Source organism: Rhodococcus sp. Ni2 (assembly GCF_021352185.1).
Lineage (GTDB): Bacteria > Actinomycetota > Actinomycetes > Mycobacteriales > Mycobacteriaceae > Rhodococcus_F > Rhodococcus_F qingshengii.
This window is the reverse complement of record NZ_WOXZ01000003.1, coordinates 518,601-538,657: the sequence shown is the minus strand read 5'-3', so window position 1 is coordinate 538,657 and position 20,057 is coordinate 518,601. Positions and strand designations below refer to the sequence as shown.

The following is a 20,057-nucleotide window of genomic DNA, read 5'->3' as shown; positions in this document are numbered from 1 at the left end:
GCCTCTCAAGCAGTCGTACCCAGAATCGGCAAGCGCATGCACCGCCCCACCAGTCGATGTCACGTACGTATCGCTCATGTTTCGCGTGCCCGATATGTACTAAAAGTGTGAATGCGTCTCGTCACCTCGGTAATGTCCCACTCCGAGAAGACACATCCCCCGAGGGGAGCAGGCGCATGGACATCACCACCATTACCGACGTGATACGCCGACCACCGGATCGCCCAGGGGACGTGTGGCGTCCCGGCGACGCCTGGCTCGCGGGAGGAACGTGGCTGTTCTCAGCAGAACAACCCGACACGCGTCGACTGGTCGACCTCACCGCGCTCGGTTGGACACCACTGGAGGTCAGCCCGACTCATTTCGGTGTCGGAGCTACGTGCACCGTTGCCGAACTGTATGCGTTTGTCCCGCCGGACAATTGGCGTGCGAGTCCACTTATTCGCGTCAGCTGCGAGTACTTCCTCTCGTCTTTCAAGGTGTGGAATTCGGCCACCGTAGGCGGCAACATCTGTATGTCGCTTCCGGCCGGACCGATGATCACCCTGGCAGTTGCACTCGAGGCTTCGTTCACACTATGGGCTACCGACGGAACAGTGAGGACCGTCGACGCGTGCGACTTCGTGACCGGTGACCACCAGAATGTCCTGGAGCCGGGCGAAGTCCTTCGGAGCATCGAGTTCCCGGTGCACGCACTCACCAAACGGCACGCCCACCGCCGCTTCAGTCTCACGCACCTCGGCCGTTCGACGATCTTCATGATCGCGACGCAGACTCCTGGCGCCGACGACTTTCACCTCACCATCACCGCCGGCACCACCCATCCGATCCGGCTGACGTTCGACACCATGCCGGACGAGCACTCTCTGCGACGAGCCGTCGACTCCATTTCGGCCGACATTTGGTTCGACGATCCCAACGGAACCCCAGACCACCGCCTCCACCTCGCCCGCCACTACGCCGACGAGCTCCGAAACGAACTCACGGGGAGCCAGTCATGAGCTACACGGTGAACGACCGGCAGTTCCACGAGGAGCCGTTCCCGGGACAGTGTCTCCGGACGTTTCTTCGGCACCTCGGACACCACGGGGTGAAGAAGGGGTGCGACGGCGGGGACTGCGGGGCGTGCACAGTGTGGCTCGACGGAACACCGATACACAGCTGCATCACGCCCGCCTTTCGCGCCGACGGTCGCGCGGTAACCACGATCGAGGGACTCGGCACGCCCGAAGATCTCCATCCGATTCAGCAGCAGTTCCGGGATGCACCCGGCTTTCAGTGTGGGTTCTGCACCGCCGGGATGATCATGACCTCGGCGGCGCTCACCGACGCGCAGAAAGAAGACTTGCCGCGAGCGCTCAAGGGAAACCTGTGCCGCTGCACCGGTTACCGATCCATCGAAGACGCGGTCAACGGTGTCGGTGCTATCGAAGTTGCCCTCCCGGGACAGGCCGTCGGAACCAGCGTCGGGGCGCCGGCGGCCACCGACGTGGTGACCGGCCGAGCCGAATACACTATGGACACCGCCATCGACGGCATGCTGCACCTGAAAGTGCTGCACTCGCCGCACGCACATGCACGCATCACCTCCATCGACACCACCGAGGCGCTCGCCGTCCCCGGTGTCCATCGCGTCTACACCTGGAAAGACGTGCCGCGCAAGCTCTTCACCACGGCAATACATACCGACCACCTTGTCGATCCGGACGACACCTACATTCTCGACAACGTCGTGCGGTTCGTGGGTCAGCGTGTAGTGGCCGTCCTCGCCGACTCCGTCGTCGCTGCGGAAGAAGGCCGTCGGAAGGTGAAGGTCGATTACGAGATCCTGCCTTTTGTGTTCGATCCGGAAGAGGCCATGGCCGACGGCGCTCCAGCCCTGCACGGATCCGACGATCCCTTTGTTCGAGATCCAGAGCACAACATCCTGCTCGAACTTCACGGTCATGTGGGCGACGTCGAGGCCGGGTTCGCCGAGGCCGACGTCATCCACGAAGGCACCTACTTCTCGCCGCGGGTTCAGCACGCGCACCTCGAGACGCACGGTTCGATCTCCTGGATGGAAGACGGACGCCTTCACGTTCGCACAAGTTCGCAGTCCCCCTCCATCGCCAAGGTCAAACTCGCCCATCTCTTCGACCTCCGCCCGGATCAGCTACGCGTGTTCTGCAAACGCGTGGGCGGCGGGTTCGGAGGAAAACAGGAAGTGATCAGCGAGGATCTGGTGGCGCTCGCCACCCTCGACACCGGTCGTCCCGTCTGCCTCGAGTTCACCCGAGAAGAAGAGTTCACCACCGCGTCGCCGCGTCATCCGATGAAGCTCACGATCAAGCTCGGTGCCAAGTCTGACGGAACCCTCACGGCATTTCAGTACCGAAACATCTCGAACACCGGTGCGTACGGAAACCACGGTGGAGAGACACTCTTTGCCGGCGGCGCGGCGGTCTCGCTCTACCGCTGCGCCAACAAGAAGTTCGATGCGTATTCCGTGTACACCAACAATGTTCCGAGCGGCGCTCTACGTGGGTACGGGATGACGCAACCGGCCTTTGCCGTGGAATCGGCCATGACCGAATTGGCCATCACGCTGGACATGGATCCGCTCGAACTGCGTCGACGCAATATCGTCCGACCGGGCGATTCGCTGATCGCACTCGAAGACGGCCCAGACGACGTGATCTTCACCGAAGACGGACTGGGGCAATGCATCGATCTGATCGACACCGCGTTGAAGCGGCAACAGGTTCCCTCGCTCGGAGACGATTGGCTGATCGGCACCGGTACCGCCAGTTCACTACATGAGACCGCGCCACCCACCGAGCACATTTCCGAGGCTTGGCTCACCCTCGGCGAAGACTGTGTATACGAACTTGCCATCGGCACAGTCGAATTCGGTGAGGGAACTTCTACGGCCCACGTGCAGATCGCCGCAAATCAGCTGGGCACAACTCCGTCGCGTGTACGAATCATTCAGTCGGACACCGACCGAACCGGTTTCGACACAGGCGCTTTCGCCAGCGCCGGCCTGTTTGTGGCTGGGAACGCGGTACTTCGCGCGTCGAATGCGCTCCGCGATCGCCTACTTGCCTTCGCCGCGCACCACACCGGCGTGTCGATTGACCAGTGCTCGATGGACGACGACAAGATCGTCTGCGGTAGTACTCGATTAACACTGCAAGAGATACTCGAGGCCGCGCGCCCGCGCGGGATCCGATTCACCGAGGCGCGGAAGGCATACGGATCTCCGCGCAGCGTGGTGTCCAACACTCATGGCTTCCGGATTGCCGTCCATCGCATCACCGGCGAGATCCGCATTCTCTACAGCGTCCAAGCCACCGACGCTGGGGTGATCATCAATCCGGCGCAGGTGCGGGGACAGATCGAAGGTGGCGTCGCCCAGGGCATCGGCTTCGCACTCACCGAGAACTTCCACGTAGACGCAAACGGCGCGATGATGAACCCGAATCTACGTAACTACCGGATCCCGACATATGCAGATATCCCACGCACGGAGGTGATCCTCGTCGAGTCATCAGACTCCGTCGGTCCTCTCCGCTCCAAGGGCATGGCGGAGTGCTGCATCAATCCGGTTGCCCCTGCATTGGCGAACGCACTGCAGGATGCAACCGGGTCACGATTCCGGTCGCTACCGCTCACCCCGGAACGCATCTACACAGGCCTGAACCGATGACCGCGCACACGTCGGCGGACAGCGCCGCGACGGTCATCATCGGCCAGCGAGTGCGTGCCGGACTGGAGAAAGAATTCGAGGTCTGGCAGAAAGATCTCAACCGAGCCGCCGCAGATTATGCAGGCTTCCTCGGGGCAGAAATCGCTGCTCCGACGCCCACCCAACCTGATTGGGTGATCGTGTACCGCTTCGACTCCATCGCTCATGTTCAAGCGTGGATCAACAGCGCGACGAGGCAGGACTACCTCGACAGCGGTCGTCAGTTCTTCGACGGCCCGGCCACGCAGCAGGTAGTGAGCGGCGGGATCAGGCCTCCGGACCCACTGCTGACCGTCGTAGTGACGCACCGAGTAGGTGACGACAGCATCGACGAGTTCCTTGCCTGGCAGGATCGCCTTCGGGAGGTGGAGAGTGCTTTCGACGGATTCCGCGGCACCGAACTGTTTCGCCCCGTCGACGGTGTGCAGGATGAATGGACCCTGCTGTATCGCTTCGACAATGCTGCCCACCTCGATACGTGGCTGACTTCCCCTGAGCGACAACAACTCCTCGCCGAGGGCCGCAAGTTTCACGACTTCGAACTGCGAACCGTGGACAATTCGTTCGGCAGTTGGTTTGCCTTCGACGAGAACGGAAACGAGGCCCCTCCACCTTCGGAGACAAAAACCTCGATCGCGGTCTGGGTCGGTCTCTACCCGACTGTCGTCTTGCTTACTTTGGCGCTGTCACCGCTGAAGCTGCCACTCTGGCTCGGATTGTTGATCGGCAATCTGCTGTCGAGCTTCATCATGAGTTTCTTCACGATGCCGTACTACGTGAATCGACTCCTGCGCCGTTGGCTGCGTCCGCCTCCGGGGATTCCTGTCGCAAAAACCAACGCACAAGGGGTGGCAATCGTCGCCGCTGTGACCTTGTTCTGGGTTATCGTCTTCTACCTCGTGACTACTCAGTTCTGGTCGCTGCCCTGAACTCTCCGGAACACGAAAAGCCAGCGCATGTAACGGGGCATGATTCTTCCCCGGTGCATACGCTGGCATTTTCAGTTATGTCCGTTCACGCGGCCGTTGGTGGGCTGTTCCCGCCGATCGGCTGCTGGAACGGATCGATCGACATCGGTGGATAGAACACCGATTTCCGATCCGGACCGATCTCCACCCGCCACTCCGTGTGATGCAGCGTCCGATGATGATGACCACACAACAAGACCAGATTATCGAGATCCGTTGGGCCACCATCACCCCAGTGAACAATATGATGAGCATCGCACCACCCCGACGGAGTCCCGCACCCCGGAAACGCACACCCACCATCACGAACCGCCAACGCCCGCCGCTGCGGCACCGTCGCTGTTCGCGCTTCCTTACCGCAGTCGAGCGGAACACCATTCTCATCCAACAAAATCCGCGTGACCGTGCAGTCGCACGCCAACATCCGCGCGGTATCGATACTGATCGGGCCCACCCAATCCGCCCACGCGAAACCCAACTCCTCAGTGGACGGCAAGAGGTCTTTCAACGCCTTGAGGTCTGTCATGTCTTTTGCGCTGGCGGTGACCGTGATGTGCGGTTTCACCCCGCCCTCGACCGGACCCAACCCCGCCCGCTCGTACCGGCGCAACAACTCGCAAAACCCATCCGCCCGCCGCAGCGCCGGAGTACGCGTGTCCTTGACGCCGTCCTTCTCCGGCGTCGGCGCAGACAGACTCGACAACAACGTGATCAGACGGGCCCCGTTCACCGCATCCAGATCACCCTTCACGGTCACACGCCCGTACAAACCCTTCGACGCGTAGAACTCGTTACGCTCCGAATCCTCACCCACCGGAACGCCGTCCTCACGCTTGCCGTACTGCTTCTCGATCCGCCGGATCGCCGCCCGCACCGCATCACAATCGGCAATGTTCTGCGACGCCAACCCCAACAGAATCCCGCGAGCCTTGTCCACATCCGCCAGGGTCATGTTCTTCGGTGGATGCTGACAAAACGACGCCACCTGACGGGCTTTCAACGCATCCACGTCACCACGGTGAAACGCATCGCCCACAACAGGCTCGAGCATCAACAACCTCGCCAACCCGACCAACAGACTGCACTCACCGATCTCCAAATTCGTCGAACCATGCAACCACTGCGCGATCGCCCGAAAACCTCTCCCGCCGAGAACCTCCCGGGAAAACATCTCCACGATCAACAACACCATCCGCGACTGCAACTCGTGCCGGACACGCACCAGACCCAGAACCTCGCCCTTGAGGCCCTCACCATCCAGCTGCCACGCTCCCCGACTGTCCATACCGAAAGTTTAATCGAACACACTTTCGATAACCAGAGACAAACCGGACAACTTCGAGAACAGGAAGGCTCGAGACACGTTGATATGAAACTACTTTCAGCAACTCTCAAAACCGGATCATCGGCCGCCGAGCGGCAGAACTCCCCCGCCGACGGGATAGGGCGGCAGCGTTCCCACAAGCGTCGGTGTCAATGTGGTCGCAGACGGATCGGCACGACCGAGAGTGAATTTCCGAACTTCGGCACCCGTTCCGTTGCTGCCGCTGACGAGGAGATCCGCGCCGGTAGTCGTGCTCGTCGTGGCCACTCCCACACCCGACTCTGGAGCGGTGAACGGGTCGAAAGCTGCAACCTTCCGAAATGCCACGTCCGTCGAATGGTGATCTGGACTCTCGAGGTACATCTCGGGTGCACCGTCGAGCCTGGATCCACTCGAGAAGACGCGGATTGATCCTTCTCCTCCGAGCATGCCTGCCACTATCGACTTTGCGCCGCCCTCGGCGCCGGCCACCCAACCCGTCGACAGAGACACCCCGTCGCGGTAGCCCTGATCGAATGCCAAGAACTGCGACGTCATTACAGGACCAGCCGTATGACCTGCGTGTTCATCGGAGCCGCCCTGCGCAGCCGCCGTCGGTTCGTACAGGTCGTAGCGGAACGTCTTGATCAACGGCTCCTCGCCCGCACCCGGTGCGGTCACGATGCTCGCTCGACCGGAGTGACTGTCAACCATTCCGGTTGCGAACGTGACTCCGCTACTCGATCCCGGGTACGGCGAGAACGAACCGAATTCTGCGGGTGCGGACCTCTTGTCCGCCGGAAGGTCGGTGGAGTAAATCTTGACCTGCGACTCCATCCCTGGGCCCGAGGCAACGATGATGTTGTCCGCCAGTGCGTTTCCGTCGATATCGACGCCGCCGATGTTCACTCCGCCACGAAAACCCACATCGAAGGGGGCAAATCTTGCCAACTCGTCGGTGAACGGCACGCCGCCGACTGCGTTGTACGCCACCACTTCCGGAGCCGAGCCTGCACCTGTTCCAGCGACCAGATCAAGCACCATGTCTCCGTTCACGTCCGCCATCGCAACACTCGGGGTGCCTTCGAACGACGGGAAGGGCGTCACAGCAGTGATCAGTTTGTCGCCGTTGGCATCGAATATCTGCACCTTGGCGGGCACGCCGGCCGAACCAGGTATCGCGACGGCATATGTCGATACCTCGGGAATCACGTTGACAGTCGCCATCAAACCGTTGTCCTCGTGATTGAGTCGGTGGCAGTGAATCACAAAGGTTCCGGTGTACTCGGTGAACTTCGTTCGCAACGTCACTGACGCAGGCTCGAGAGCATTCTCATTCTCGTCAGTCACCGGAGCGGGCACGTTCACGTTGTCGATTCCCCATGGCTGAACCCCTGTCGTGGTACCTGCGACGGGATCCACAACTTCCGTTACCTGGAAGTCGTTGACGTGAATATGCATCGGGTGTTCGTCGTTGTTGAGGTTCGTGATCTTCCATTCCTCAACGGAATTCAGTCGCGGTTGAATCAGCGGAATGTTGGGGAACGTGTTGTCGGCGAATTCGTAGGTGAAGGCCTTCGGATCACTGTTGCTGGCCTTCTCGTTTCCGAACCCACCGGACACTGTGAGGTTGCGGGTCACGTCGGGCGTCATCGCTGCGGTATCCACGAACGAGGTGTAGGTATCGAGCTTCTGTCCGAACTCGAAGGGAGTCGTCTTTCCTTCGCCCTCGTCTGGCGTCGCACGGATCAACTGCTGAGTCGGGAACGTGAAGAATCCGTCCGCGTAACTGATCACCGACGGGTCGACGGTGACGGTTCCGAGTTCGGCGGGCGGATTGTCGGTACCGTTGTTGGTGTAGAGAATGCCTGGATTGCTCACCGGCTTTGCACCTTCGAGCGGTGGCATCTCCAGCACCAGATCGCCGGACTCCGGCATCGTCACTGCGATCGCGTATCGCGAGGCCGGCGGAATCACCAGCCTGGTTCCGTCCCCGTCCACGGGTGGCCTGACCTCGTCGAACGGGTTTCCGTCCTGCCCTACGATGGCGAACTTCGGATGGGCGCCGGTTGCGGTTTCCGTCAACGTGACCGGCATGTAGGCAAAGTCGCTGATGTTGGCAAGCACCCAGATCTCGGTCTGCCCCGGCTTCAGTTTCAGCGACGGCTGGAACTGACCGTTCACGGTGTACTGCACATCGCGTTGGTTGTCCGGCAGTGAGGGATCGGCCGGTACAGTCGTCGATTCACCCACGAAGCTCTGCAGATTGCCTGGAACGAATTGATTCTGTCCACGATGATTGGCCGGGGACAACGGTCCGGTATACCAGTTGGTGAAATACTGCGCGCCCTCGGTGGTGTCCGAGAAATTCACCGGAGCAAGGCTCGGACGGTACGTCCCGTCGGCTAGTTCCGTACCGGCGGGTGGCGTCAACGTACTGACGAATTGGGGCCAGTTCGCGTCGTTGAGCTGTCGGCCCTTTCCTTTGCGGTCGAATACGAAGTTGTACTGCAGTGCCATATCGCGAATCGGAACGTCGTTTGCCGTCACGACAGGCAGATTGCCGTCCGGCCGGCCGATTTCCAGTAGCCCGGCCAGGCCCATGTACGTCTGCTGGGCGGTGAGGGTGTGCCGGTGACTGTGATACCAGTACAGACCGTTCGGCATCGTCCCCGGAATCGCGTAGTCGTACACGTTTCCCTGGCCGGCTGGAATGTTGAGCAACACGTTGTCCGCATTGCCGTCCGGACTCACGTGCACTCCGTGCGTGTGCAGATTCAGCGGAGCCGACGTCAGCGCCGGCGGATAGATCGGCACGCCCCCGCCCGCAGGTGTGAATGCCGGATCGTAGAAGTCCTGGATCGTGAGATCCTGCAAATCGTTGTCGTAATGAATGATCAATCGCTCTCCGGGATTGACGCGGAGAGTCGGCGCCGGATAGACGTCACTCGCCGAGGTCGATCCGTCCGACGCCGTACCGCGGATGACCTCGTACCCGAAGAGCAGAAAATTCGACACGGGCGCCGAAGCGGTATCGAGCGGAATCACTCCCTGATGAGCGGACAAGCGCACCTCGAGAACACCATCTCGGCTACTCAGTTTCACCGGCTCCCGATAGTCGACGGCGGTTCCGCCAGAGCCGTAATTGCCGCCCACCTCGGGCGCCGATTCACCGGAGGTACACGCGGCCAACGCCATCGTCATGGACACCACAACTGCTGCGGCTAACGACTTTCGTCGCAGTGCGATCACTGGTTTCCCCGTTCCATGGTGGCGTGAGGTACGTCCGATCAGCGCTCACCAGCCTATCGAGAAAACATCGGCTGAACAGGATATTCACGACAAATCGCCCACCTAAGGCCTGCGTGAGTGCTGCACCTTGAAAGCAGTCTCAGCAAACCGATCAGAAATCGAGAAGCACAACCACGGGACCCGCAATTACGTTGAAACACATGAACACACCACAGAAGTCCACTTCCGACCACACGTCGCCAATCCACACATCAGCAGGGAGCGCCCAGATGACCACCGCGAAATCCGTGATACTCGACGTTCCCGACCTCGCGGCAGCCGAAGCCTTCTACAACGCTCTCGGCGTCGGAGATCGAATCCAGCTACGCGAATCGAACGAACCGACAACAGGGTTTCGTGGGTACACCCTTTCGCTCGTCGTCTCCCAACCGAACATCGTCGACGCCTTCGTCGGCGCAGCACTCGCAGCCGGTGCCACCGCCTTGAAGCCTGTCAAGAAATCCCTCTGGGGATACGGCGGAGTCGTCCAGGCTCCAGACGGTTCGATCTGGAAGATCGCCACGTCGTCGAAGAAGAACGACGGGCCGGCCACCCGCACGATCGACAGCCTCGTGCTGCTGCTCGGCGCCGAAGACGTCAAGGCCAGCAAGCAGTTCTACCTCGACCGCGGACTCGAGGTGTCCAAGAGCTTCGGTCGCAAGTACGTCGAATTCACCAGTGCAGCAAACAATGTGACACTCGCACTGTATGGTCGCCGCGCTTTGGCAAAGGATGCCGGGGTTGCTCCGGAAGGCACCGGATCACACCGTCTGACCGTTGCCGGCGCGTCTGAAACCTTCACAGACCCAGACGGTTTCGCCTGGGAAGCCGCCTGCGCTTGACATCAAGCACAGATCACCGGGAAGGCGGCCGGTATCAGACTTCGGAGTTGGCCGCGTCATGCGCCGGGTACGCATGCACCAAGGCAGTAGCGAGTTTGGGCACCGCGTGAGTGAGCGAATGCTCGGCGCTGTGTGCAATCGCATGAGCTTCGGCAAGTGTTGCCCGGGGATCGATGTCGAGTTCTGCATCGGCATGCAGTCGGTGTCCGATCCACCGCATCTTCAGATCACGAACACCGAGGACTCCAGGTTCGTGCATCAATGCATGCTCTGCGTCGTCCACCAACTCAGGTTCGACGCCGTCCATCAACCTCCGGAAGACGTCTCGCGCTGCAGTCCTGAGCACCGCCACGATGGCAACGGTGATGACAAGGCCGATGATCGGATCTGCCAACGGGAAACCCAGCGCAACTCCCCCCGCCCCCAGAAGGACTGCGAGCGAAGTGAATCCGTCGGTCCGAGCATGCAATCCATCGGCCACCAGGGCCGCTGAACCGATTTGCCTGCCGACCCTGATCCGATACAACGCCACCAATTCGTTTCCGATGAAACCGATCAAACCTGCCGCCGCTACCCAACCGAGGTGCTCGATCTCGACCGGGTTGATCAATCGCCTCACCGCCTCGACACCGGCGATCACTGCCGACAGTGCGATCATGGCGAGCACGAACAGTCCGGCCAAATCCTCCGCACGCCCGAAACCATAGGTATAGCGCCTGGTCGCAGCGCGCCGACCGAGCGCGAAGGCAATCCAGAGTGGGACTGCCGTGAGCGCGTCGGAGAAGTTGTGAATGGTGTCCGCCAGCAGCGCCACCGAACCCGAGATCGCCACGATCGCGACCTGAGCAACTGCGGTGACTCCGAGCGCAACAAGACTGATCTTGACCGCCCGGATGCCGATTACGCTCGATTCCAATGCGTCGTCGACACTGTCGGCAGCGTCGTGACTGTGCGGCGAGAACACTTCGCGGACTGCCGATCGAAATCCCTTCGGCCCGTGGACATGGCGGTGGCCGTGGCCGTGGCCGTGGGACGTCTTGGGTTCGTGCGTCACGACGCACCTTCTTCTTGATCGGTCCGATCGACGTTCGCCGAGCGCTCCGGGTGTATCTCCCGAAGTTCACCTTCACTACGGTGATGCCCCGGCAATCCGGGTCCGGCATGCTCCGCATTGAAGACCGCGTCCGTAACCAGTTGGCGCACATGGTCGTTCTCCAGGCGATAGAACACCGTCGTACCATCGCGGCGCGTTCGTACCAACCTTGCCATGCGCAATTTCGCCAGGTGCTGCGACACCGAGGGCGCCGGCTTGCCGACGCGTTCCGCCAGTTCGTTCACCGAGCACTCGCGGTCTACCAATGCCCACAAAACCTGCACACGGGTTGCGTCGGCCAGCATGCGGAACACCTCGACGACGAGGTCGACTTGATCATCGGGAAGCTTACGGCGACAAACACCACTATCTGCGTTCATACGTAGATAGTAGATCATGCTGGACGCCGAAGATGACCTCTCGTCGATTCACCAGTTGTGCAAAGCTTGGCGGCAGAGCCCTTCGCCACTCGCAGACCGGGAGACAACGATGAGTACCGACGATTGGAACGCAGGAATCATTGCGGAATTTCGGGAGAACGAGGGCAAGGTAGGTGGCCCCTTCGAAGGTGCGCCCATGGTGTTGGTCCACCACACAGGACGCAAATCCGGACGCGATTTCGTGAGTCCCATGATGTATCTGGCAGACGAGCAGGATCCGAAGACCATCTACGTTTTTGCATCCAAGGCCGGTGCCCCGACCAATCCCGACTGGTACTACAACCTCGTTGCCACCGACCAGGCAGAGGTCGAGATCGGCACCGAAACATACCCGGTCTCCGTCAGCGAAGTAACCGGCGAGAAGCGTGACCGCATCTACGACGAGCAGGCCAGTCGATACCCGGGATTTGCCGAATACGCGGAGAAGACCGCTGGGATCCGCACAATCCCGGTGGTAGCCCTGACTCGCGCGTAAATCCTGGTAGCACCTCCCAGTCGTTTCCATTCGGAAACGGCTGGGATCGTTTGTACGGAATCAGGTCGCTGAAGAGGCTTTGACCTCGCCCTTCGCATGCCGTCCGAGCAGCACGTATCCTACCCAGGATCCGACAACCACTGTCGCCGCGAGCGCCTGTACAAGGCCTTCGATACTCGCCGGATAGAACACGCCGGTGATGTAGTGCGAGATGAATCCGGTGGACGGCAACTCCGCGATCCCGGCCATCCGGCGGGCCCAGTTCTCGAGATTGGTCAGCGGGCAGTCGTATCCGACCGCTATCGAACCGACTCCCCAGACGACTGCAAGAAGGTGGAAACCGATGGTACGACGCCACTTCCACGCCACGAATCCACCCAGCACCACATAGAGGACAAACCCGAAGTGAACGAACACCGTTACTACTTCGATGAGCCGATACACCATCGTCGTCTCCGCTCGTGGCGCGGAAGTCCCGCAACAACCAGACTAATCCGATGTTAGTCCTCGTAGAGGTGATCTACCCGGTGTATCAGCGGTCGTGCGAGCCGCGGCGGCTGCAGCCGCATCCGGGTCGTCGCCCGATGCGATCGCAGCTTCGGCCCACAGTTCACTGCTTCCCGCGATGAATGCCTTGGCCTCGTCGCTCGCCGACCACTCGGGTGTCTCGAGTGGCGTCGCGATCCCCAGTTCCACGTGTCGAGCCAGCCCGAGCAGTCCCATGTCCCACCCGACGCCGACGGCACCTGGACCGTACTCGGCCCACCGATCCGGCTCCACGTCCGCGGCATGTTCGAAATCGAACAGCGTTGCACCACTGCCCTTTTCGGCGAGATTTACAGTCACATAGCTCACATCGCCGCCATATTCCCAGGTGATGCGAAGAGTTCGAGGAGCTTCGCACGCCAAAATCTCGCCGCCGGCGTTGCCCTCGAGCTGATAGTGGCCGCCGATCATGGCTTCTCCCGCGACCGGCATGAACCATTGGCGAATGCGGTCGAACTCGGTGATCGCCGCCCAGACCGTGCCTATTGGTGCCGCGAGAGTCCGCGACATGCGCAGCATGCGCGTTTTCCCCTCGTCTCCGCCGAACGGGCCCAGTTCTCGCGCCACCAACTGCAACGAATCAACTGCTTTGTCGACCATGAGACTCCTCGGTTCGAGCGAAACTTTCAGCTCAGTCGCTGCTGTAGATGTACCGCTACCTCTTCTCCAGCGGCGCTCTTGCCGATCGCCTTGCACAGCGCCACGCGCAGCGGAAGCCAGTGAGGTCCGTCGCCGGAGGGCATCAGCGTCGCCTCGAAGGGATGCTCACCATCGAGGGTTCCGACCACCTTCACAGCGCGTCTGGTTCCCAGAATTTCCGCCGAGCCGGGCACGGTCAAGAACGTTGCGAACGCACCGTCTTTCTCGATGGGAGCGGTGAACGAGTAATCGAGCGGTTGTGGAGTCTTGTCAGTGGCCATCTCGCGTCACTGCTCAGCAGCGAGCAGGACGTCGGTGTCGAAACACGTGTGAGTGCCGGTGTGGCACGCGGCGCCCTCCTGATCGACGATCAGCAAGACGGAATCGCCGTCACAGTCGAGGCGCACCTCGTGCACGTACTGGGTGTGCCCGGAGGTCTCTCCCTTGACCCAGTACTGCTGCCGCGAGCGCGAATAGTACGTCCCCTTACGGGTTTCCAGTGTTCGCGCGAGCGCTTCGTCGTCCATCCACGCGACCATCAGCACATCACCGGTCGACTTCTCCTGCGCAACCGCGCTGAACAGTCCGGCGTCGTTTCGCTTCAGCTTCGCCGCGATTGCGGGATCAAGGCTCATATGACGTTTATACCTTCCACCTGTGACTTCCGTGGAATTCCCCTGCACGGCCGCCCTAGAATGGAAGTTCCTTCGCTTCTCGCTCTGGAAGAAGATCCGACATGAACCATCAACGTCATGACGGTCCGCACCCGGAGTACATCTGCCATCTCGCGAACCCGAGTACCGATCGCGTCCCGGCCCGCCACATCGTTGTCGGGATCGGCCCAGGTGCTACCAGCAAGAATGTCATCAGCTACGGATTGACGCTTGCCGCCAAGGAGGATTCAGCCCTCCACGTCGTTCACTGCATCACGTCCGAGGACCTACCTGTCGAAACCGACTCACCAGAATTCGAAACGCGTCTGCACGACGAGATGGTGTCGCAACGCGAGCAGACAACCTCGGCACTTGCCTCACACGCCGACACCTGGACGTACGACTGCACCTATGGAGACCCGGCCGGTGTCATTCTCGCAACCGCGGACAAATACGACGCATTTACCATCGTGATCGGATCTCCGCGAAAAGGCGCTGCCTCCGCGGTGAGCCGACTGATGCACATCTCGGTCACTTCCCGACTGAACCGGCAGAACCGTTATCCCGTGATATCGGTTCCGACCGGAGTCAGCTCGGCAAGATAGCCGAACGCGGGACAAGCCCGCCTAGATGATCGAATAGTCCTCGAGCGGAAAGCGTTTCGCTTCGACGAACGCATTCCGTGTAGACGTGGGCCGCAGAATCGCAGCCTCGCCGTGCTGATTGAAGTAATAGCTTCGTGCAGTCTGGCAACTACCGCCGTAGAAGACGGAGTCCGCCAGGTTCTCGGTCATCCGGTCGAGAAACTCGGCGTTGGCAGTTTCGGTGACCTCGAATGTTTCCGCGCCGCGCCGTTTCACCTCGCCGAACAGTCGATCCATGTGCTGCATCTGGGATTCGATCGTCGTGAAGTAGGACAACCCGCTGTACGAGTACGGACTGGCGAGCGTGAGGAAATTGGGGAAATACGGAACCGCGACCCCTTCGTAGGCCTGGAAACGGTTGTCGCGCCACCACTTACCGAGGTTTCGGCCCTCACGGCCGATAACCTCGATGGCTGGAAAATTCACATCCCAGAGGTTGAATCCCGTTGCCAGCACCAAGGTGTCGATCTCGGTCTTGCGACCGTCGGCGGTGACGATTCCGTCGGCAGCGATGTGGTCGATCGGCGTCGTTTCGAGATGCACGTTGTCCTTGGTGAACGTACGGAAGTAGCTGTTGGAAAATGTGGGACGCTTGCACCCGAAGTCGTAGTCCGGTGTGAGTTGTTTGCGAAGGCTGGCGTCGCTGACCTGGGACCGCAGAAACGCACGTGATGCGGCCGCCGCACCCTTGTTCAACAGTTTGACCTGCTTGTAGTGCAGGACCGCGCTGACCATGATCATTTCTAGGATCGACGAACTGACAGCGCGCGCGATTCGCTGGGTGAGCGGAATACGCGAGAACAGCTTCTGCACTGCATTCGGAATGGGGACGTCGATCTTGGGAACCACCCAGATCGGGGTGCGTTGGTAGACGGTCAACTCTGCGGCCTGCCGCGCCACCTCGGGGATCAACTGCACAGCGGTGGCGCCGGTTCCGATGATTGCGGTCTTGGTGCCGGACAGATCGTAGGAATCGTCCCAGGCCGTGGTGTGGATGATCTTGCCGGCGAAGTCGTCGATACCGGAGATGTCGGGCCGATGCGGTTGCGAGAGGAAACCCGTCGCAGTCAGGAGGTACTTGGCAGTGATGTCCGGCGCGCCTTCGACGGATACGACCCAGTGCGAGGAATCCTCGTCCCAGCGGGCTCCGTTGACCACGGCACCGAACGTCATGTGCTTCCGCAGATCGTACTTGTCCGCGACGTGATCGGCGTACTTCTTCAGTTCCGCGCCCGGTGCGAAAAGCCTGGACCAGTTCGGATTGGGCTCGAACGAATACGAGTAGGTGACCGACGCGATGTCGACAGCCAGACCGGGATAGCGGTTGACGTGCCAGGTTCCACCCAGATCGTCCTCGCGCTCGAGGATCGCCAGGTTGTTCAGGCCCAGCCGCTTGAGTTGAATGGCCGCACCCATTCCGCCGAAGCCCGCCCCCACCACAACTGCGTCGTACTGCACTGCCATCGGAGAATCCCTCTCGTGAACTGCACATCAGAAAACTGCACATCAGAAACTGACACGTCATTCCGTTATTGAGAACGGTATCATTCCTGATGTGACGAAGGCCATGACCAGAGCGGAACGAAAAAAGGCGGAATTGCGCCGCGAGATCATCGACGCATCATTCGAGTGCTTCGCCCAGCGCGGCTATCACGCAACCGGAATTGCCGACATCGCAACAACTCTCGGAATCGGCCACGGGACCTTCTACCGGTACTTCGAGAACAAGCGCGACATCATCGATCACGTCATCGACGACCTCGTCGCAAAGATCATCAGCGCACTGGCCACCGAGAATGCTCCCGACGCCGCCAGCACACTGGACGAGTACCGCGCCCAGGTGGGACGGATCGCCGAGGCGCTCCCCCGCATCTTCTTCGACGACCCCCGCATCCCGCGGGTTCTGCTGTTCGAGACGACGGGCGTCGACGCCGATCTGACGGGCCGGATGCTCGATCTACTCGACCAGTCGGCTTCGTTGACCGCGGCGTACCTGCACCACGGAGTCGAATGCGGCTATCTACGCGCCGACCTCGATGTCGACAACACTGCCCACGCCGTCAACGGCATGATGCTGGCAAGTGCGATTCAAGGATTGCGAGCCGGTTCGTCCGTCGACTGCACGGCGTTGAACCAAGCCATCAGCCGCCTCATGTTCGACGGAATCCGCGCCGAGAACGCCTAGCGAACGACGATTCCCTCGGCACGCATCGCATCCTTGACCTCCGGGATGCTCAGATCGCCGAAGTGGAAGACACTTGCTGCGAGAACTGCGTCCGCGCCCGCTCCGACAGCCGGGGCGAAGTGCTCGACCAGGCCGGCACCGCCACTGGCGATCACCGGTACGTGGACCGCTGCACGGACAGCGCGGATCATCAGAAGGTCGAAGCCCGCTTTGGTGCCGTCGGCATCCATCGAGTTGAGCAGGATCTCCCCCACTCCCAACTCTGCACCACGCTCGGCCCACTCGACAGCGTCGATCCCGGTGCCGCGCTTGCCCCCGTGCGTCGTGACCTCCCACCCCGACGGTGTGTCCGGCTGCCCCTGGGGAACGGTGCGGGCATCGACCGAGAGGACGATGCACTGCGAGCCGAAACGCTCACTCAGTTCCTTCAGCAGTTCCGGGCGCGCAATCGCCGCGGTGTTGACGCTGACCTTGTCGGCACCGGCACGCAGCAGACGATCGACATCCGCGACCGTGCGCACTCCACCGCCGACGGTCAGAGGAATGAAAACCTGCTCGGCAGTGCGACTTACGACGTCGAGCATCGTGCCGCGATCCGACGTGGAGGCGGTCACGTCCAGGAAGGTCAGTTCGTCGGCGCCCTGAGCGTCGTACGCTGCCGCGAGTTCCACCGGATCTCCGGCGTCGCGAAGATTCTCGAAATTGACACCCTTGACCACTCGCCCGGCGTCGACGTCGAGGCACGGAATCACACGAACTGCGAGGGTCATGACTGTGGTCCTCCTGAGGACGAAGCGCGCGGATCACCGAGCGCGTTGAGGATATCGAGAATCTCACCGTGGATGCCCGGAGCGGCAGCGAGCACCGACTCCGATTCTACGGTCCACGGGCGGCCGGCCAGGTCGGTGACCACCCCGCCCGCACCGCGAACGAGCGCGACCCCGGCCGCGTTGTCCCACGCGTTGCGGCCGTAGACGATCGCACCGCCCAGGATGCCGGCCGCGGTGAAGGCCAGATCGACTCCGGTTGAACCGTGTATCCGGATCCGCGAGGACACCTTGCTGATCTCGGCGAGGAGGTCGAGACGGAAACTGCCGGGGATCCGCCCTCGACTGTTGACGTTGAGCGCACCCAAGCCGACGATCGACGACGCCAGATCGGTTGGCTCCAGCGGCGGTACGGCGATTCCATTGACCAACAACGGACCGCCGGCGCGAGTCGCGTACGTGTGACCGATCAATGGAAGCCAGGTCAATCCGAGCACCGGGACACCGTCGTCGAGAAGCGCCAACAACGTTCCGGCAGTGGGCAATCCGGCCGAGTAGTTGAAAGTACCGTCAACGGGGTCGAGAACCCAGACGAGCCCGGAACCGACGTCGGGACCGCCGAATTCCTCGCCGTGCACCTCGATGCCGGTCTGCTCGAACAACTCCGCGGTCAACCGCTTCTCGAGCGCAAGATCGACCTCGGTGGCAAAATCACCCCAGCCCTTGCGGACCGCACTCGGGGCGCCGACACCGGAGACGAACTGATCGTGGACGCCGTCGAGAAGCCGACCCGCAATCGCGAGAAGTTCGTCGAGGTCACGCGTCGGAGTCATCTGGAAAATCTATCCGGAAACTGCTGCCAGTGCTTCGGGGAGAGTGAAGCGACCGGCATACAATGCCTTGCCCACGATCGCGCCCTCGACACCCTGATCAACCAGGCTGGAAATGGCGAGTAGATCCTCGATGGTCGACACACCACCGGAGGCGACGACGTGCGCGTCGGTGACCGCGCAGACCTGGCTGAGAAGTTCGAGATTGGGACCGGTGAGTGTGCCGTCCTTGGAGACGTCGGTGACGACGTAACGAGTGCAGCCGTCACGGTCCAGACGCGCGAGGGTCTCCCACAGATCGCCGCCGTCGGTGACCCAGCCGCGACCACGGGTGCGGTACTGACCGTCGACGAGACGAACATCGAGGCCGACAGCGATCTTGTCGCCGTACTTGGCCAATGCACGCGCACACCACTCGGGATCCTCGATAGCGGCAGTACCGAGATTCACGCGAGCACAGCCGGTGGCCAGTGCGGCTTCCAGGGAAGCGTCGTCGCGGATTCCACCGGACAGTTCCACCTTGACCGTCAGGTCGCCGATGACGCCGGCCAACAGTTCACTGTTGGACCCACGCCCGAAAGCAGCGTCGAGGTCGACAAGATGCACCCATTCGGCACCGTCGTTCTGCCACGCAAGAGCAGCGTCGCGGGGCGACCCGTAACCGGTCTCACTTCCCGCCTCTCCTTGCACGAGGCGAACAGCTTCACCGTTGACGACATCTACAGCAGGCAAAAGGACCAGGCTCACGTGCGGTAACCCTAGTAGGTCAGGACCTCGAACCGTCTTCCGGGTCACCGAACGCTTTTCGGGTCATCCGCTTGGATACGACGCCCATTGCCGCAATCGCAGCGACGACCCCCACGAGACCGATCACGAGGCCGACGCCCGGCGATGGTTTGAGAACAACGATGACGACGGTTGCGACCGCCAGCGCAGCCACAGCGGCGCCGAGCGAGAACAACGCCAGACGGGCGAGGGAGAAATCGTCACCGCGGTTCGGTCCGGATCCCCCGGTCACAAACTCTGCACCCAGTTGCTCAGCAACTCGGCGCCTGCGTCACCGGATTTCTCGGGGTGGAACTGCGTTGCCGACAACGCACCGTTCTCGACGGCAGCGAGGAACTTTCCGCCGTGATCGGCCCATGTCAGCTTCGGGGGTGCAATGTGCTCGGACGGCGCGAGCTCCCAACTCTGCACACCGTAGGAGTGGACGAAGTAGAAGCGGGTATCGGCGTCTATGCCCTCGAACAGGGTGCTGGACTCCGGCGCCTCCACGGTGTTCCAGCCCATGTGCGGCAAAACCTCTGCTTGCAGCCTCTCGACGGTGCCGGGCCATTCGCCACAGCCCTCCGCCTCGACACCGAATTCGACTCCCCGGTCGAACAGAATCTGCATGCCGACGCAGATGCCCAGCACCGGTCGGCCACCGGCCAGGCGTCTGCCGATGATTCGGTCACCCTGCACTGCACGCAGACCTTCCATGCAGGCCGCGAACGCGCCGACGCCGGGCACCACGAGACCGTCGGCCGCCAGTGCAACCTTCATGTCGTTGGTCACCTCCACCTGCGCCCCGGTGCGCGCCAGTGCGCGAGTGGCCGAATGCAGGTTGCCGGAGCCGTAATCGAGGACAGCAATCGTGGAAGCGCTCATG

At 61.4% G+C, this 20,057-nt stretch carries 21 protein-coding genes; 7 read left to right on the top strand and 14 right to left on the bottom strand.

What is annotated here, in order from left to right; genetic code table 11:
• Positions 1-176 precede the first annotated feature (176 nt).
• The 3 genes from GN300_RS28980 to GN300_RS28970 are packed head-to-tail and all read left to right on the top strand — an operon-like array spanning position 177 to position 4,659.
• Positions 177-1,001 carry an FAD binding domain-containing protein gene (locus GN300_RS28980; RefSeq protein WP_063316103.1) on the top strand — a complete coding sequence of 275 codons (825 nt, stop codon included), beginning with the start codon at positions 177-179 and terminating at the stop codon, positions 999-1,001.
• Positions 998-3,691, top strand: a complete 2,694-nt coding sequence (locus GN300_RS28975) for a molybdopterin-dependent oxidoreductase (protein WP_063316104.1) — start codon at positions 998-1,000, stop codon at positions 3,689-3,691. The genes GN300_RS28980 and GN300_RS28975 overlap by 4 nt, the downstream gene beginning before the upstream one ends.
• Entirely contained in the window at positions 3,688-4,659 is a 972-nt protein-coding gene (locus GN300_RS28970; RefSeq protein WP_021333615.1) for an antibiotic biosynthesis monooxygenase, read from the top strand. The genes GN300_RS28975 and GN300_RS28970 overlap by 4 nt, the downstream gene beginning before the upstream one ends.
• A gap of 85 nt (positions 4,660-4,744) precedes the next feature.
• On the opposite strand, the gene GN300_RS28965 is transcribed toward GN300_RS28970, so the two are convergent.
• Entirely contained in the window at positions 4,745-5,983 is a 1,239-nt protein-coding gene (locus GN300_RS28965; RefSeq protein WP_063316105.1) for an HNH endonuclease signature motif containing protein, read from the bottom strand.
• Positions 5,984-6,100: 117 nt separating this feature from the next.
• Complete coding sequence (locus tag GN300_RS28960) at positions 6,101-9,253, bottom strand: multicopper oxidase family protein (protein WP_063316106.1); 3,153 nt, start codon at positions 9,251-9,253, stop codon at positions 6,101-6,103.
• Positions 9,254-9,522: 269 nt separating this feature from the next.
• On the opposite strand from GN300_RS28960, the gene GN300_RS28955 reads away from it, so the two are divergent.
• Complete coding sequence (locus GN300_RS28955) at positions 9,523-10,134, top strand: glyoxalase (RefSeq protein WP_021333651.1); 612 nt, start codon at positions 9,523-9,525, stop codon at positions 10,132-10,134.
• 34 nt (positions 10,135-10,168) lie between these two features.
• On the opposite strand, the gene GN300_RS28950 is transcribed toward GN300_RS28955, so the two are convergent.
• On the bottom strand, positions 10,169-11,188 hold the full coding sequence (locus GN300_RS28950; protein ID WP_031331634.1) for a cation diffusion facilitator family transporter: 1,020 nt from the start codon (positions 11,186-11,188) through the stop codon (positions 10,169-10,171).
• Positions 11,185-11,607, bottom strand: a complete 423-nt coding sequence (locus GN300_RS28945) for a metalloregulator ArsR/SmtB family transcription factor (RefSeq protein ID WP_003942406.1) — start codon at positions 11,605-11,607, stop codon at positions 11,185-11,187. Before GN300_RS28945 ends, GN300_RS28950 begins: the two co-directional genes overlap by 4 nt.
• A gap of 109 nt (positions 11,608-11,716) precedes the next feature.
• Between GN300_RS28945 and GN300_RS28940 the strand changes: the two genes are divergently transcribed.
• Positions 11,717-12,142 carry a nitroreductase/quinone reductase family protein gene (locus tag GN300_RS28940; RefSeq protein WP_029255500.1) on the top strand — a complete coding sequence of 142 codons (426 nt, stop codon included), beginning with the start codon at positions 11,717-11,719 and terminating at the stop codon, positions 12,140-12,142.
• Between the two features lie 60 nt (positions 12,143-12,202).
• Here GN300_RS28940 and GN300_RS28935 read toward each other — a convergent pair whose 3' ends face one another.
• From GN300_RS28935 to hisI, 4 genes are read right to left on the bottom strand one after another with little or no spacing between them, the layout of a single operon-like run.
• The gene (locus GN300_RS28935) at positions 12,203-12,589 is read right to left on the bottom strand and encodes a DUF2784 domain-containing protein (protein WP_030537060.1); all 387 of its coding nucleotides are present in this window, start codon (positions 12,587-12,589) and stop codon (positions 12,203-12,205) included.
• Between the two features lie 42 nt (positions 12,590-12,631).
• The gene (locus GN300_RS28930; protein WP_063316107.1) at positions 12,632-13,288 is read right to left on the bottom strand and encodes an SRPBCC family protein; all 657 of its coding nucleotides are present in this window, start codon (positions 13,286-13,288) and stop codon (positions 12,632-12,634) included.
• A 26-nt stretch (positions 13,289-13,314) separates the two neighbouring features.
• Positions 13,315-13,608: a DUF1905 domain-containing protein gene (locus GN300_RS28925; protein ID WP_054828037.1), complete on the bottom strand. Its 294-nt coding sequence runs from the start codon at positions 13,606-13,608 to the stop codon at positions 13,315-13,317.
• Between the two features lie 6 nt (positions 13,609-13,614).
• The gene (gene hisI / locus GN300_RS28920; protein WP_003942390.1) at positions 13,615-13,962 is read right to left on the bottom strand and encodes a phosphoribosyl-AMP cyclohydrolase; all 348 of its coding nucleotides are present in this window, start codon (positions 13,960-13,962) and stop codon (positions 13,615-13,617) included.
• A gap of 101 nt (positions 13,963-14,063) precedes the next feature.
• On the opposite strand from hisI, the gene GN300_RS28915 reads away from it, so the two are divergent.
• A complete protein-coding gene (locus tag GN300_RS28915) occupies positions 14,064-14,585 on the top strand; it encodes a universal stress protein (RefSeq protein WP_054828036.1) in 522 nt (173 codons plus the stop codon).
• 21 nt (positions 14,586-14,606) lie between these two features.
• On the opposite strand, the gene GN300_RS28910 is transcribed toward GN300_RS28915, so the two are convergent.
• Positions 14,607-16,088, bottom strand: coding sequence for an NAD(P)/FAD-dependent oxidoreductase (locus tag GN300_RS28910; RefSeq protein WP_030537063.1), 1,482 nt, complete (start codon positions 16,086-16,088; stop codon positions 14,607-14,609).
• 103 nt (positions 16,089-16,191) lie between these two features.
• Between GN300_RS28910 and GN300_RS28905 the strand changes: the two genes are divergently transcribed.
• Complete coding sequence (locus tag GN300_RS28905; protein WP_030537064.1) at positions 16,192-16,809, top strand: TetR/AcrR family transcriptional regulator; 618 nt, start codon at positions 16,192-16,194, stop codon at positions 16,807-16,809.
• Here the strand turns inward: GN300_RS28905 and hisF are convergent.
• Genes hisF through hisH form a run of 5 tightly spaced genes read right to left on the bottom strand, consistent with a single transcriptional unit; the run spans position 16,806 to position 20,056 of the window.
• On the bottom strand, positions 16,806-17,579 hold the full coding sequence (gene hisF, locus GN300_RS28900; protein WP_063316108.1) for an imidazole glycerol phosphate synthase subunit HisF: 774 nt from the start codon (positions 17,577-17,579) through the stop codon (positions 16,806-16,808). The two genes, GN300_RS28905 and hisF, sit on opposite strands and share 4 nt — an antisense overlap.
• Positions 17,576-18,409, bottom strand: coding sequence for an inositol monophosphatase family protein (locus tag GN300_RS28895; RefSeq protein ID WP_003942414.1), 834 nt, complete (start codon positions 18,407-18,409; stop codon positions 17,576-17,578). Before GN300_RS28895 ends, hisF begins: the two co-directional genes overlap by 4 nt.
• Before the next feature lie 9 nt (positions 18,410-18,418).
• On the bottom strand, positions 18,419-19,153 hold the full coding sequence (priA, locus tag GN300_RS28890; RefSeq protein WP_003942371.1) for a bifunctional 1-(5-phosphoribosyl)-5-((5-phosphoribosylamino)methylideneamino)imidazole-4-carboxamide isomerase/phosphoribosylanthranilate isomerase PriA: 735 nt from the start codon (positions 19,151-19,153) through the stop codon (positions 18,419-18,421).
• Between the two features lie 19 nt (positions 19,154-19,172).
• Positions 19,173-19,424 (bottom strand): hypothetical protein, encoded by a 252-nt coding sequence (locus GN300_RS28885; RefSeq protein ID WP_042449550.1) that lies wholly within the window; start codon positions 19,422-19,424, stop codon positions 19,173-19,175.
• Complete coding sequence (gene hisH, locus GN300_RS28880; protein ID WP_063316109.1) at positions 19,421-20,056, bottom strand: imidazole glycerol phosphate synthase subunit HisH; 636 nt, start codon at positions 20,054-20,056, stop codon at positions 19,421-19,423. The genes GN300_RS28885 and hisH overlap by 4 nt, the downstream gene beginning before the upstream one ends.
• Between the last annotated feature and the right edge of the window lies 1 nt (position 20,057).